This is a genomic window from Streptomyces odontotermitis (assembly GCF_050510915.1).
In the GTDB taxonomy this organism is placed as follows: Bacteria; Actinomycetota; Actinomycetes; order Streptomycetales; family Streptomycetaceae; genus Streptomyces.
In genome coordinates, this window is record NZ_JBNJLS010000027.1 from 82,831 (window position 1) to 96,021 (window position 13,191).

12 protein-coding genes are annotated in these 13,191 nt (G+C 71.4%); 1 reads left to right on the forward strand and 11 read right to left on the reverse strand.

What is annotated here, in order from left to right; translation table 11 throughout:
- Positions 1–11: 11 nt before the first annotated feature.
- The 6 genes from ACQB60_RS41495 to ACQB60_RS41520 form a co-directional block, all read right to left on the reverse strand.
- Positions 12–443 (reverse strand): DUF8788 domain-containing protein, encoded by a 432-nt coding sequence (locus ACQB60_RS41495; protein ID WP_496931278.1) that lies wholly within the window; start codon positions 441–443, stop codon positions 12–14.
- Positions 444–457: 14 nt separating this feature from the next.
- A complete protein-coding gene (locus ACQB60_RS41500; RefSeq protein WP_496931279.1) occupies positions 458–1,294 on the reverse strand; it encodes a DUF8788 domain-containing protein in 837 nt (278 codons plus the stop codon).
- A gap of 49 nt (positions 1,295–1,343) precedes the next feature.
- A complete protein-coding gene (locus ACQB60_RS41505; RefSeq protein WP_496931280.1) occupies positions 1,344–1,778 on the reverse strand; it encodes a DUF8788 domain-containing protein in 435 nt (144 codons plus the stop codon).
- 67 nt (positions 1,779–1,845) lie between these two features.
- Entirely contained in the window at positions 1,846–3,396 is a 1,551-nt protein-coding gene (locus tag ACQB60_RS41510) for a phenylacetate--CoA ligase family protein (RefSeq protein WP_496931281.1), read from the reverse strand.
- Complete coding sequence (locus ACQB60_RS41515; protein ID WP_496931282.1) at positions 3,393–4,868, reverse strand: pyridoxal phosphate-dependent decarboxylase family protein; 1,476 nt, start codon at positions 4,866–4,868, stop codon at positions 3,393–3,395. Before ACQB60_RS41515 ends, ACQB60_RS41510 begins: the two co-directional genes overlap by 4 nt.
- Positions 4,869–5,500: 632 nt before the next feature.
- On the reverse strand, positions 5,501–6,121 hold the full coding sequence (locus ACQB60_RS41520; protein WP_496931283.1) for a cysteine hydrolase family protein: 621 nt from the start codon (positions 6,119–6,121) through the stop codon (positions 5,501–5,503).
- Positions 6,122–6,365: 244 nt separating this feature from the next.
- Between ACQB60_RS41520 and ACQB60_RS41525 the strand changes: the two genes are divergently transcribed.
- Entirely contained in the window at positions 6,366–6,944 is a 579-nt protein-coding gene (locus tag ACQB60_RS41525; protein ID WP_496931284.1) for a MarR family winged helix-turn-helix transcriptional regulator, read from the forward strand.
- Between the two features lie 158 nt (positions 6,945–7,102).
- Here the strand turns inward: ACQB60_RS41525 and ACQB60_RS41530 are convergent, their stop codons facing one another.
- From ACQB60_RS41530 to ACQB60_RS41550, 5 genes are all read right to left on the reverse strand, one after another.
- Positions 7,103–7,834: a gamma-glutamyl-gamma-aminobutyrate hydrolase family protein gene (locus ACQB60_RS41530; RefSeq protein ID WP_496931285.1), complete on the reverse strand. Its 732-nt coding sequence runs from the start codon at positions 7,832–7,834 to the stop codon at positions 7,103–7,105.
- Between the two features lie 28 nt (positions 7,835–7,862).
- Positions 7,863–9,446 (reverse strand): APC family permease, encoded by a 1,584-nt coding sequence (locus ACQB60_RS41535; RefSeq protein ID WP_496931286.1) that lies wholly within the window; start codon positions 9,444–9,446, stop codon positions 7,863–7,865.
- A 305-nt stretch (positions 9,447–9,751) separates the two neighbouring features.
- On the reverse strand, positions 9,752–10,597 hold the full coding sequence (locus ACQB60_RS41540) for a fumarylacetoacetate hydrolase family protein (protein WP_496931287.1): 846 nt from the start codon (positions 10,595–10,597) through the stop codon (positions 9,752–9,754).
- Between the two features lies 1 nt (position 10,598).
- On the reverse strand, positions 10,599–11,570 hold the full coding sequence (locus ACQB60_RS41545; protein ID WP_496931288.1) for a 3,4-dihydroxyphenylacetate 2,3-dioxygenase: 972 nt from the start codon (positions 11,568–11,570) through the stop codon (positions 10,599–10,601).
- Positions 11,563–13,119, reverse strand: a complete 1,557-nt coding sequence (locus tag ACQB60_RS41550; protein ID WP_496931289.1) for an aldehyde dehydrogenase family protein — start codon at positions 13,117–13,119, stop codon at positions 11,563–11,565. Before ACQB60_RS41550 ends, ACQB60_RS41545 begins: the two co-directional genes overlap by 8 nt.
- Between the last annotated feature and the right edge of the window lie 72 nt (positions 13,120–13,191).

Consider the following 13,191-nt stretch of genomic DNA (forward strand, 5'->3'; position numbering starts at 1 on the left):
GCTCCTCCTGATCAGCCGACGAGGCTCTGGGACAGCGTGGTGGTGATCGGTTCGTCCCGCGAACCGAGCTTGAACTTGATCTGGTACGAGACGACTTGGACGTCGTCCTTCTTCACCGTCGCGGTCCAGTACGCGATGTCGGTGCCCGGATAGACCTTCCGCACCGGCTCGCACACCTCGCTGTCGATCACGATGTCGTCGATGCCGACGTACGCCTCGCACTCGAGGGCGAGGACGTTCCACAGGAGCTGGTCGCCGCGCCGGACCCGGGTGCGCAGCTGCTCCGTGCCGAAGCCGGTGGATCCCCCGGCCTTGTTGGTGTCGTACAGATAGAGGTTGCCGTGCACGCTGCCGGTCGCCAGGGCGCCCACGCAGTCCACCACGGCGGTGATGGAGATCGGCCGCTTGCTGGTGTCGTTCTCCCGCTTCGCCCTCGGGGGCATCTGCCGCTCCTCTTCTATGCGTTGGGGGTCTGGGTGGCCGCCTGATGGGGTGCCGCGGGCGGCAGCGGGGTCATCGGGAGCAGGCCCATGCCCGCGCCGGTGAAGCCGTTGCGCTTGGGCTCGGCGGTGATCTTGAGCTTCGACTCGCAGGTCAGGTTGACGGGCGCCCAGAGCACCTCGCTGCCCTGCTGGAGCAGCTTGTGGAGCTGGATGCGCATCGTGTAGCTGTACGTGCCGGGGCGGGACGAGTCGACAGTGGCCGACCAGTACCAGCCGTCGGTGACCATGTCCGGCGAGCCGTACTCGGCGGGATACATGATCTTCTTGTCGACGGCCTCGCCGTAGATGTCGGTGATCACGGGGCCGGGGTAGCTGTAGGCGCCCGTGGACTCGGGGGTGACGACCTGGCCGGTGACGTCCAGGATCTTCTGCCCGGAGAGGCGGCCGCGGGTGCGCCGGGTGGTCTTCACGCGGGTGCCTACCGTCTTGCGGATCTTGCCGAGCTCGGCGGCGGGGTCGGCGCCGGCCGCGCCCGCCTTGGCGGTGATCGCGTCCAGTTCGGCGAGCGCCTCCGAGTCGCTCTCCCGGGCCCGCTCGGTCTCGTAGCCCTTCGGCACCGTCGGCGGGATCGAACCCAGGCTGTACGGGAGCCAGTTGAGCACCTGCTCGGTGGCCTGGGACCCGTCGCGCCAGTAGGCGCCGTGGATCGCGGTGACCAGCTCGCCGGTGCCCTGGCCCTCGGAGCCGTGCAGCTTCATGTTGTCGAACAGATAGGTGTTGCCGTGCAGGCTGTTGCTCTCCAGCGCGTTGCCGATGTCCACGAGCACGATGATCGCTAGCTGTTGGGCCATGACTCCACCTCGTCGTCCTTGGTCGTCGTCCGGGGGGCCGCGCGCATGCTCATACGCGCATCAGTGCGGGTGAGTCGACGTACAGGGTGCTCTGCGCGCCCTCGTACATCTGCAGTTCGAGGCGGTAGTTGTGGGGCACCCCGGGGATCAGGGACGGCGGCACGACGCCGGCCCAGTGCTCCAGGTCGAGCTTCTCGCCCTCGGTCTCGGACCGCGCCCCGTTCATGGACGTCACGGAGCCGTCCGGGCCGAGGAAGGAGATGTTCTTGATCTCCACGGGCGTCTGCAGGTCGACGGCGAGGGCCTGCCACTGGATGACCTGGCCGGGGCGGACCACCGTGCACAGGTGCGGGGTCCCCTGCCCGGTGCTCTTGTAGTCGCCGTTGTCGATCAGGCAGAGGTTGCCGTTCTGCAGGGTGCGGCCGGAGAGGGCGCCGATGACGTCGACCACGGCGAAGATGTTGATCTGTGGTTTGAGTGCCACTGATTCCTCCTGCGTTGTCTGCTGAGTGGGCGTGCGGGGCCGGCCCCGTCAGGGCGTGCCCGGCGGGTCAGCCCCGGTCCCGGACCAGCGGCACCTTGCCGAGCTCCGTGCGCTCGATGTCCGGTGAGTGGCGGGGAACGAACCGGACGCGCAGGCCGTAGCCGGTCTTCTCGATCGATGCGGGGTTGGCCTCCCCGTGGTTGAACAGCGAGAGCGAGCGCGGCAGGGCGTTGACGAGCACTCGGTGGAGCCCGGGTGCGCCGAGCATGGTGTCGGTGCGGTAGTTGAGGCCGAGCACGTCGTCGACGGCGGCGTACAGGGTGAGGGTCTTCTCCTCGCGGTGGTTCACGAACTGGATCTCGTGGGCCACCTGGTCCAGGTCGACCACTCCGGCGTCCTTCAGCTCGTCGCGCAGGGCGTCGTAGGCGCGGGCCGCGGAGTACTGGCTGTCGTTGAGGTGCAGGATGTCGCCGGTGCGTCCGGCGAACTCGAACTCCTGGGTCTTCAGGCCCGGTCCGTCGCGCCGGGGCCTGCGGATCATCCGGTCGCCGAGCTTGAGCCGCAGCAGCGGGGTCTCGTGGGCGTGCAGCCGGGTGACCACCAGCTCGCCCTCCTCCCCCTCGGCCACCCAGCGGCCGTTCTCGTCGACGATCTCGATCAGGTGCAGCCCGGGCACGGCGCTCAACTCGGGCGATTCCTCGGCCAGTTGGAGCCCGATGGTCTCGGCCTGGGTGGCGGCGAAGTAGCTGAGGATCGTCAGGTTCGGGAACATCGCCTTGAGCTCGACGCGCTTGCGCTGGGGCAGCACCCCGCTGCCGTACAGGGCGACGCGGAAGCTCTCCTTGGCCTGCTGGCTCATGCCCGCGCCGAGCTCGGGGAGGATCGCGATGCCCGCCGAGATGCCCATCAGGGCCTTCGGGCCGCGGTAGGAGAAGATGTGCTCGAGGACGGGGGCGGTGACCGGTCCCGCGCCGATGTAGTTGACGCCCGGCACGCTCTGCAGCACCCCGCCGACCATGGTGCCGCTGCTCCACATCTGGTAGTCGGCGAGCGTGGTGAGCAGCCACTTGGGGTCGCCGCCCTGGAGGTGGCGGTCGAGCTGGTACGTGCCCATGAAGCGGCCGGCCACGTCGTAGGTGTCGCGCAACTCCCGTAAGGAGTAGACGGTTTCGAGGGGGCTGCCGCTGCTGGTGCCGCCGCTCGCGACGACCTCGAATCCGCCGTGGCCGAGCGGGACCACCAGGCCGGGGCGCGCGTCCATGTAGAAGGCGCGCTGGGTCTCCTTGTCGGAGAGCGGGATGCGCTGCCATGCCTCGTAGCTGTCGGGGGCCCGGACGACCCCGGCGTTCTCCAGGCGCTCGCGCCACAGCGGGTTGAGCTGGACGGTGTGGAACATCTGCTGGAGCCTGCGCAGGACCAGGGCGTCCTGGATGTCGTGCGGGATCTCGCTGTACGGGGTCTGGCAGACGCGGGCGCACTCCCGCATCTTGTCGGCGAACGAGGGGAGCTGGGTGACGGCCTCGAAGCTCTGCGGCACGAGTTCCCATTCCGGGATGAGCCAGTTGACCAATTCCTGGGTTCCACCGGGCGGCGCCATGGTGGCCTGCAAGTTCTTCACTTTTCCTGGCCTGCCTTTCGTATCTCGCCAAGGAGCATCTGAAAGTGCTCGGTCGTGACCTGGTGATTCATCATGACCACGCGGAGTGCCGCAACGCCGTCCACGTCGACCTTGGAGATGAAGAAGTTCCCGCCACCCTTGATCCGGTCCCTGATGGCCACTTGGAATGCGGCGACATCCTTCTCTTCAAGCCAATCTGGGCGATACCGGAAGCACATGATATTGGCCTCGGGAACATGCACCGTCTCAAAGTCGGGTTGTTTCTCCACCAGCGCGTAGGCATCCTGTGTCAACTGGCAGAGATATTCGATCTTCTCGGCGAAGAGCGCCTGGCCGTAGATGGCCCACAGCGTCCAGAGCGTCATAATCATCGGGCGCTTGGTGCATTCGAAGTTCTTGTCGCCGCTGTCCAGGGCGGTATAGATGTTCTGCTGCTCGTCGAAGACATAGCTCGCGGTCTGCCGGAACGCGCCGAGGCTCGCTTTCGCGTCCCGGTAGAACAGCAGCGTGCATGGCGCGGGCACGAACAGCATCTTGTGCGCGTCCCAGGCCAGGGAGTCCACCTGGTCGATGCCGCGCAGCTTGGGGCGGAGCTTGTCGGAGACGAGCAGGCTCGCGCCGTGCGCGCCGTCCACGTGCAGCCAGAGGTCGCGCTCGCGGGCGATCACGGCGAGCTCGTCGAGCGGGTCGAAGGCGCCCACCGAGGTGGTGCCCGCCGAGGCCACCAGGCAGAAGACGTTCAAGCCCTGCCGCTCCGCCGCGTCCAGGGCGGGGCGGGCCCGCGCCACGTCGATGCGCCGGGCCTCGTCCAGCGGCAGGCGTACGATCCGGTCCTCCCCGATGCCGAGGATGCCGGCGGCCCGCGCGACGCTGTAGTGGACGTCGGCGCCGACCGCGACGGCGGGCCTGGCCGGGCCCTCCATCGCCGAGCCGCCCCGGGCCCAGACGCCGGGAAAAGCCCTGTTCCGGGCCGCGAGCAGGGCGGTCAGATTGGCGAGGGAGCCGCCGGACGTGGTGATCATGGCGAAGGTCCCGGGGTCCCAGCCGATGAACCGGTTGAGCTCGTCGGCCATGATCCGCTCGACGACGTTGGGCAGTTGGCCCGCCTCGTAGAAGGAGGACGGCTGGTTGACCACCGAGCTGACGAAGTCGATGACGCCGGCGAGCGGCACGACGCCCGAGAACTGCCGGCCCATGTAGCCGGGCGAGTGCACCTGGATGCCCGTCTTGATGTACAGGTCGACGATCGCCGCGAGCCGCTCCTCGTCGAAGGGCGCGGGCCGGTCCCGCTCCGTGGTCATCAGCGCCCTGGCCGCCCGCCGCAGCCGTGCGGGGTCGGTCAGTTCCAGTCCCCTGATCGAGAGGTCGGCCACGTGCTTCTCGAGCCGCGAAAGCACTGTTTCGGCGTTCTCCCGAAAAAGTTGAGCGTCGAACGCCTCGACCAATAAGCCGCTCTGGAGCGATTCCGTCACGGGGATCTCCTTCTGAAAGTTCCGAAGTTCCCTGGCTGGCCCACTGGTTGAATCCGGGCACAACGAGAGCTGAATTCGGGCACAACGAAAGGAACTACGAGTGGAAGGGACTGCGGTGGCGCGGGCACCAACCGTAGAGGGACATCGCCTCACGAGTGGACAATTATCCGGCGACTGTCCGAAATTCGGCACGACCGATGCAGACGTCAAGCGGAATCATCTGTCACAGGCGTCTTCACGAGTCCCACACACCGCGAGCGCCATGGATGGTTTCCGGCAGGGCCGCATATGTTGCGGGCCACAGAGATCGAAGGGTGCCCCAGGCAACTGACATGACATGTCCACAACTACGACGGTGGGCGTAGTCCTTCTTTGCCAACATCGCGCGAGGCCCCGGCCGGAATGCCGCCGCGCTCGTTTCGCTCTCAAAGACCCGAACCCGGTGCGGCATTTTGGCCATGAACTCCAAAAGTGCATACCAAAGGGCCCCGGCGTGGCACGCCGGGGCCCTTTGGTGCGGACCGGAATCCCGAGTGGCGGGATGCCGCGCGGAGAGATCCTGCGCGGAGAGGTCCTGGGCGGAGAGATCCTGCGCGGGGAGATCCTGGGCGGGGAGATCCTGGGCGGAGGGGTCAGGCACCGGCCTCCGTCTGCCCCGCGTCCGTCGCCGCCGCGAAGTCCGGGCGGGCGAGCGGCGCCTTGGCGCGCACCGCTCCGATCCACTCCGCGGTCGTGGCCACGGAGGCAAAGAACGACTGCATGACCACCAGGACGGCGTGGTGGATCTCCTGCGCGGACAGCGTGCCGGTCCGGTTGGACAGGCCCACCGTGCCGGTCGCGTCGGAGAGCATCTCGACCCGGTAGCCGCGGTGCACGGCGTCCCGGGCGGTCTGCTCGTCACAGGTCTGGGTCATGTAGCCGACGATGCTCAGGGTGTCGATGCCGCGGCGCTCCAGCCAGTCGGCGAGGTCGGTGCCGACGAAGGAGGAGGGCAGGGTCTTCTCCACCAGGTGGTCCCGGGGGCGGCTGGCCACCACGTCGTGCAGGGCGTGGCCCTGGCTCCCCTTCCCGAAGACGGGGGCGCCGGCGGGGGCGGCGTGCTGGACGACCACCACCGGCACGCCTTCCTGGATCGCGGCGTCCATGGCCGCGGCGACGTTCGCGAGGCTCAGGGACGGGGCCGGGAACGTGATGGGCATACCGCCTGTCACGTACTCGTTCTGGACGTCGATGACTAAGAGGGCACGCTTCATGACGGTTCTTCCCCTTCACAGGGCGGGAGGTGAACGGCGGTCGGCCCGGCCGGGGCTCGTTGGCGGCGCGCGGGGGCCGGTGGAAGGTGGTGCCGGCGTCGACGCTAGCACCGTCGATCGGGCTTTCGAAGGCGGCCTCGGAGGGGTCGCCATGTGATTCGGCCAGCCCGCGGGAGCGGCACGGTTTGGGGCCGAACGATACGCTGGGGAAGGCGAGTTCAAGGTCGCGAAGGAGGGGGTTCCCGTGCCCGGTCAGCGGTCCATCACCGAAGCCGAGAAGCTGGCGCAGGACAAGCTCGGCGGTGCGCCGATCCGCCACGACCAGATGGCCGCGGTGGCCAACATCTACCGGGCCGCCTCCGCCGTCCGCCAGCACCTGGAGAACTCGGTGCTGCGCGGCTCCGACCTGACCTGGACCGCCTTCGTCGTGCTGTGGGTGGTGTGGATCTGGGGCGAGTCGGAGTCCCGGCACGTGGCGGAGGAGGCCGGCATCTCCAAGGGCACACTGACCGGGGTCGCGCGCACGCTGGAGGCCCGGGGGCTGCTGCGGCGCGGCGGCCACCCCACCGACAAGCGCCTGGTGCTGCTGCAACTGACCGACGAGGGCGAGGAGTTGATGCGGGGCCTGTTCCCGCGGTTCAACGACGAGGAGTCGTTCGTGACCGGGCGCCTCAGCGACGCCGAGTGCCGCTCCCTCGCGGGCGGGCTGCGCCAGGTGGTCCTCCAGGTCGAGGAGGGCGGCGAGGAGCGGCGGCTGCGGCTCCTCGACGGCGCGGAGCCCGCACCCCGCCGCAGCGGACGCCGCCCCCGCGCGGACGGCTGACCGACGAGGGCATACGGGGATCCGGGTGCGGCCACGACTAGGCGGGCATACGGAGAGCCGGGCGCGGCCACGACTGAGCAGACATACGGGGATCCATGCGCGGCCACGGCTTGGCGGGCGCACCGGGGCGCGGGCGCGCATACGGCCGCGCGGGCACATCAGCGCGCTCCCCGTGCCGCCCGGACGAAGGCGTCGAACAGGCCCTGCTGGGCCGGGTCCCGGGCGGCCGTGTCCTCAGGGTGCCACTGCACGGCGGCGAACCACCCGTGCCGGTAGGGGAGTTCGAGCGCCTCAAGGGTGCCGTCGCCGGCCCGCGCGGCGACCGTGAGGCCCGTGCCCAGGCGGTCGACCCGGTGGTGGTGGTAGCAGGACGCGGTCACGTCGGTGGCCCCCATGACCGACTGCAACAGGCTGCCCGGCTGGACGGCGACCTGGTGGACGTAGTGCCGGTGCTCGCGCCGCCAGCCCGCAAGATGCTGTTGCAGGCTGCCCCCGAGAGCGACGTTGACGACCTGCAGGCCCCGGCAGATCGCGAGCAACGGCACGTCGGTGCGCAGCACTTGGTGGACCACGGCCAGGTCGAAGCCGTCCTGTTCCGCGTCCACGTCGTACAGGCTGCCGTGCGTGCGGTGGGTGCCGTAGCGGCTGGGGGACAGGTCGCCGCCGCCCGGCAGCAGGACCCCGTCGAAGCGGGGCAGCCGGGCGGCGAAGTGGGCCGGGTCGGCGGCGGCGTCGGGGGCGTGCGGGTGGATGGTGGCGGGTTCGCCGCCCGCCCGCCAGACGGCCTCGATCAGGGCGCGGGCGTTGACCTCGGCCGCGTAGCGCAGCGCGGAGGTGGAGTCGGCGAAGCGGGCAGGGATGGCGATCAGGGGGCGCGCGAGGTGGTACACGGCGGTTCCTCGGGATTCACTGCTGTGCTCAGGCGGTGGGGCGCACGGGGTCGGAGTCGGGGCCGGGGTCGGAGTCGGGGTCAGGGACAGGGTCGGAGTCCGAATCGGGGTCGGGGTCCGGATCGGGGTCGGGGTCGGGGTCCGCGTCGGAGTCGGGGTCGGGGTCGGGGTCGACGCGGCGACGGGTCACCTGGGCGGTGGCGCCCAGCAGGAACACCGCGGGCACGGCAAGCGCCAGCCAGGTCGCGGTGGTCCGGTCGCCGCCGATGAGGGTGGTGAGGTTGGCCAGGATCAGCCCGATGGCGCCCGCGATGCCGAGGGCGCCGAGGGACGGCGCGAGCAGGGTGTGCCAGAGCCGCCGGTCCAGGCGGGCACGGCGGAAGAAGACGACCACCGACAGGGACGTCAGGAAGTACAGCAGCATGATCGCGAGGACGGCGGCGCCGCTGAACCAGGAGAACAGCGTGAGCACCGGGTCCTTGCCCGCGAGCGCGAACGGCACGACGAGCAGCAGCGCGATCACTGTCTGCGCGGTGCCCGCGGCCCACGGCGCCTGCCGCCCGTTGAGGCGGCACAGCCCGGCGGGCAGGAGCCCTTCGCGGCCGAGCGAGAAGAGATAGCGGTTGGCGGAGTTGTGGAAGGCGAGGATGCCCGCGAAGAGCGAGGTGGCGAGGAGCACGGGCAGCAGATCGCCCGCCCAGGCCCCGAACCGGTCGGTGATCGGGGCGAAGACGAACGCCGAGGAGTCCCCGCCCGCCAGGGCCTTGGCGGCGGCCCCCCGGGCGCCCGTGGCCCCGTAGGCGGAGATCACCATCCACGAGGTGAGCGCGAAGAACGCGGTGATCAGCGTGATGGAGAGGTAGGTGGCGCGGGGCACCGTCCGGTGCGCGTCGCGGGCCTCCTCGCCGTAGATGGCGGTGGCCTCGAAGCCGAACATGGACGCGACCGCGAACATCAGGGCGACGCCCGGCGCCCCGTCGAGCGCCGCGTGCGCGGAGAAGCTCTCCGTGAACCCGAGCCCCTCGGGCCCGCCCCCGCGCACCAGCGTGACCAGGGCGAAGGCCAGCAGGACGCTGGTCTCGGCGAGCACGAAGACGGCGAGCACCTTGGCGCCCATGTCGATGCCCGCCGCGCCCAGCACCTGCACGACGGCCATCGCGGCGAGCGCCCACGCCCACCACGGCAGGTCGACTCCCCCGTGTTCCAGGAGCAGTTGGCGGACCGTCGCGCCGAACAGGCCGTACATCGCGGCCTGGATGGCGCAGTACGCGAACAGGGCGACGGCGGCGCTCGCCGTGCCGGTGGTCCTGCCGAGCCCCTTGCCGATGTACGTGTAGAAGGCCCCGGCATCGACGACGTACCGGCTCATCGCGACGAAGCCGACGGAGAAGAGCAGTACGACGGCGCCCGCGGCCACATAGGCGGCGGGCACGCCCGCCCCGTTGCCGAGGGCGACGGAGAGCGGCACGGCCCCGGCGATGCCGGTGAGCGGGGCCTGGGCGGACAGGACGAGGAAGAGGATCGCGAGGACGCCCAGGGCGTCGGGCTTGAGCCGGGCGGTGGCGGGGCGCGGCCGGGCGGTGGCGGACGGGTGGGGCGTACGGTCGCGCATCCCGGCTCCTCGGTCTGATCTGGTCCGGTCGTTCCGGCTGTTCCAGCTGTTCCGGTCGTTCCGGCTGTTCCGGTCGTCCCGGTCCAGCCGGTTCTGGTGCGGCCGGTTCTGGTGCGGCCTGTTCTGGTGCGGCCTGTTCTGGTGCGGCCTGTTCTGGTGCGGCCCGTCCCGCTCGATGGACGGGCGGGCGGACGGATGAGCGGACGGACGGACGGGCGGACGGGCGGTGCGGCGCCGTGCCGGACATCCCCGTGGCAGGTCCGGTACGGCGCCGTCTCCCCTGGGCCCGGCGGCGGGCCCCTGGCTCAGCGGCGCGGCGGCCGGATGCCGCGGAACTCCCAGTCGCCGCCGAGGGCGGTGGAGCGGACCTCCTCGGACTCGGTGGGCTGCGCGCCCACGTCCCGGCGGACGGGCGTGGGCCCGCTGACGACGCGGCTGGCCAGCCGGCCGAGACCCTCGACCTCGACCTCGACGACGTCGCCGGGCTCGACCGGCCGCGAGCCGGCGGGTGTCCCGGAGAGGAGCACGTCGCCGGGGAGCAGCGTGATGGTGCGGGCGATGTCGGCGACGAGGTAGTGCATGTCCCAGCGCATCTCGTCGGTCGAACCGTCCTGCGCCAGCGTCCCGTTGACGTAGGTGCGCAGCCGCTTGTGGGTGAAGTCCCAGTCGGTGACGAGGCCCGGGCCGAGCGGGCACAGCGTGTCGGAGCCCTTGACCCGCAGCATGGACCCGGCGTCGGTGTCCCGGAAGTCGTGCAGCCCGAAGTCGTTGCCGATCGTGTAGCCCGCAATGTGTCCGGCGGCCTCGGCCGGGGAGACGTTGCGGGTGGTCCGCCCGATCACGATGGCCACCTCGCCCTCGTAGTTGAGCCACTTGCAGCCTTCGGGGCGCACCACGGCGCCGTCGTGGGCGTTGAGGGCCGAGACCGGCTTGTGGAAGTACGTGGGCGTGGCGGGCGCCTCGACCCCGAACTCTTCTATGCGGCTGCGGTGGTTGAGGTGGACGGCGACCACCTTCGACGGGGCGACCGGGGGCAGGTGCCGGGCCTGGTCGGCCTTGATGCGGCGGCCGTCCCCGGCGACCAGTTCGTCGCCGTCGCGCCGGACCTCGACGGCGGCGCCGTCCAGCAGGATGCGGCGGAACTCGGGCATCTCACGCCTCCTCGGGGCGGCTGTGCGGGGTGCGCTGGGGGTGCGCGGCCGGGGTGTGCGCGGCCGTCGCCTCTCGTTGCGGGCCGCCGCACGTCCACCCGGCGGCGGGCCGGTCGAACCAGAGGTGGGCCTGCCCGGTGCCGATCGAGTTCTCGTACTCCCCGTACTGGCGCCCCGGCGCGGCACAGGCCCCCTCGCCGAGCGCGCCCGCCAGCATCAGGTAGTGCGCGAACCGCGCCTCGGGCTTGAACGCGGCGAACTCCCCCATGGTGGCGAGCACTTGGCGGTGCCGCCCCTCCTTGAGCCAGGCGATGCGCTCCTCGTCGGCGGCGCGGGCCCGCTCGGTACGGATGTGCCGGACGTCGCTCGCCTCGTGGTCGCGGAGTTCACGCAGCGGCCAGAACGTGTGCGACAGGGCGCCCGAGGCGATCAGCAGGACCCGGCGTCCGGGCGTCGCCGCGACACCGTCGGCGAGGGCGCGCCCCAGGCGCAGATGGTCCTCCGCGTCTCCCGTCTGGCACACCCCGATGGACAGCCACCGCTTGTCGGGCAGCCCCTCGCCGAGGAACTTCCACAGGTTGAGGGTGGCGTAGTGCAGCGGCAGATACGGGTCGTCGACCGCCGTGATCCAGGTCCGGTGCCGCCCCGCGAACCCGGCGACGGCATGCGCGAGTTCGGGGTCGCCCGGGAAGTCGTACGGCATCCGGCACATCCCGCGCGGCAGCTCCTCGGAGGTGAAGAGTCCGGCCCTGCGGGCGTGCGCGGAGACGACGAACTCCACGGTGGTCGCCCAGTGCGAGTCCAGGACCACGACCGTGTCGTAGCCGTCGCTCTCGAAGACCTCGGCGCGCAGCCGGCGCAGCCCGGTGACGAGGCTGATCTCGCGGCCCTCGTTCAGGGCGCGCCGGTCCTGCTCGGGCAGCACCATGGTGGGGACGTGGGCGAGGAGCCCGGCCCCGACGATCTCACCCATGTCCGCTCCCCTCGGCATGTCCGCTCCCCTCGGCATGTCCGCTCCCCTCGGCACGTCCGCCTCCCTGCGTGGGCGTGGGCGTGGGCGTCGGCGCGGTGACGGTGTTCTTGAGGTCGCAGTAGAAGTCGAAGCTCCACCCGCCGCCCTCGCGGCCGATGCCGGACTGCCGGGCGCCGCCGAAGGGGGCGCGCAGATCGCGTACGTAGAAGCAGTTGACCCAGACGGTTCCCGCGGTGAGGCGGGCGCCGACGCGTTCGGCGCGCCGGGGGTCGCCGGTGGCCAGGGCCGCGGCGAGCCCGAAGCGGGTGCCGTCGGCGAGGCGCACCGCCTCGTCCTCGTCGCGGAAGGTCTGCAGAGTGAGGACGGGTCCGAAGACCTCCTCCTGCACGATCTCGCTGTCCTGGCCGACGTCGGTGAGGAGCGTGGGCAGGTAATGCAGGCCGCCCAGGCGGGAGTTGGGGCCGCCGCCGAGCAGGGTGCGGGCCCCCTCCGCAACGGCACGCCGCACGAAGCCGTCGACGCGCTCCAGCTGGCGCGGGTGGATGACGGGCCCGAGGTCGGTGCCGGGCTCCCGCGGGTCCCCCGGGGTGAGGCGGGCGGCCCGCTCCATCAGGCGCCGCGTGAACGCCTCGGCGACCGATTCCTCGACGAGCAGCCGGGTCGCGGCGAGACACACCTGCCCGGCGTTGTCGTACTGCCCCACCGCGAGGTCGGCGGCCAGGTCAAGGTCGGCGTCGGCGAACACCAACAGCGGTGACTTGCCCCCGAGTTCGAGGCTGACCGGGGTGAGGTGGGTGGCCGCGGCGGCGGCGACGCGGCGGCCGGTGGGCACCGAACCGGTGAAGCTGACCCGTCGCACGCCCGGGTGCGCGGCCAGGGCGGCGCCCGCCTCCGCCCCGTACCCCTGGAGGACGTTGAGGACCCCGGGCGGCAGCCCCGCGGCGGCCGCGATGTCGGCGAGCAGCGACGCGGTGAGCGGGGACCACTCGGAGGGCTTGAGGACGACGGTGTTCCCGGCGGCGAGGGCCGGGGCGACCTTCCAGGTGGCGAGCATCAGCGGCGCGTTCCACGGCGTGATGAGCGCGCAGGGGCCCGCCGGGTCCCAGGAGACGTGGTTGCGGTGCCCGCGCGTCTCGAAGTCCTTGCGGCCGACGGAGAGCGACCAGTCCGCGAAGAAGCGGAAGTTGTGCGCCACGCGCGGCATGACGGAGCGCCGGTGGGCACGCAGCAGGGCGCCGTTGTCGGCGGTCTCGACGCGCGCCAGGTCGTCGAGGCGGCCCTCCACCCCGTCGGCGATCGCGTGCAGCAGCCGGGCCCGCTCGGCACGCGGCGTCGCCGCCCACGCGGGGAAGGCGGCAGCGGCGGCGGCCACGGCGTCGTCGGCGTCCGCGACGGTCCCCCGGGCGACCTCGGCGAGCGGCCGCCCGTCGATGGGCGAGCTGTCGGGGAAGGCGGCCGCGGACTCGACGCGGCGGCCCGCGATCCAGTGCCGGGTGTCGACGGGGGTGGCGGCGACGTCGACGGTGTGGCGGTGGGCGGCGGCGGTCATGCGGGGCCTCCGGGAGAGCGGTGAAGTGGTTCGCGTCGGTGCACGTCCCTGGGCACGTCCCTGTGCACGTCC

Coding starts and splice junctions, on each gene's coding strand:
- ACQB60_RS41500 (WP_496931279.1), bottom strand. CDS start 1,294: ATGGCCCAACAGCTAGCGATCATCGTGCTCGTGGACATCGGCAACGCG.
- ACQB60_RS41495 (WP_496931278.1), bottom strand. CDS start 443: ATGCCCCCGAGGGCGAAGCGGGAGAACGACACCAGCAAGCGGCCGATC.
- ACQB60_RS41520 (WP_496931283.1), bottom strand. CDS start 6,121: ATGAAGCGTGCCCTCTTAGTCATCGACGTCCAGAACGAGTACGTGACA.
- ACQB60_RS41535 (WP_496931286.1), bottom strand. CDS start 9,446: ATGCGCGACCGTACGCCCCACCCGTCCGCCACCGCCCGGCCGCGCCCC.
- ACQB60_RS41550 (WP_496931289.1), bottom strand. CDS start 13,119: ATGACCGCCGCCGCCCACCGCCACACCGTCGACGTCGCCGCCACCCCC.
- ACQB60_RS41545 (WP_496931288.1), bottom strand. CDS start 11,570: ATGGGTGAGATCGTCGGGGCCGGGCTCCTCGCCCACGTCCCCACCATG.
- ACQB60_RS41540 (WP_496931287.1), bottom strand. CDS start 10,597: ATGCCCGAGTTCCGCCGCATCCTGCTGGACGGCGCCGCCGTCGAGGTC.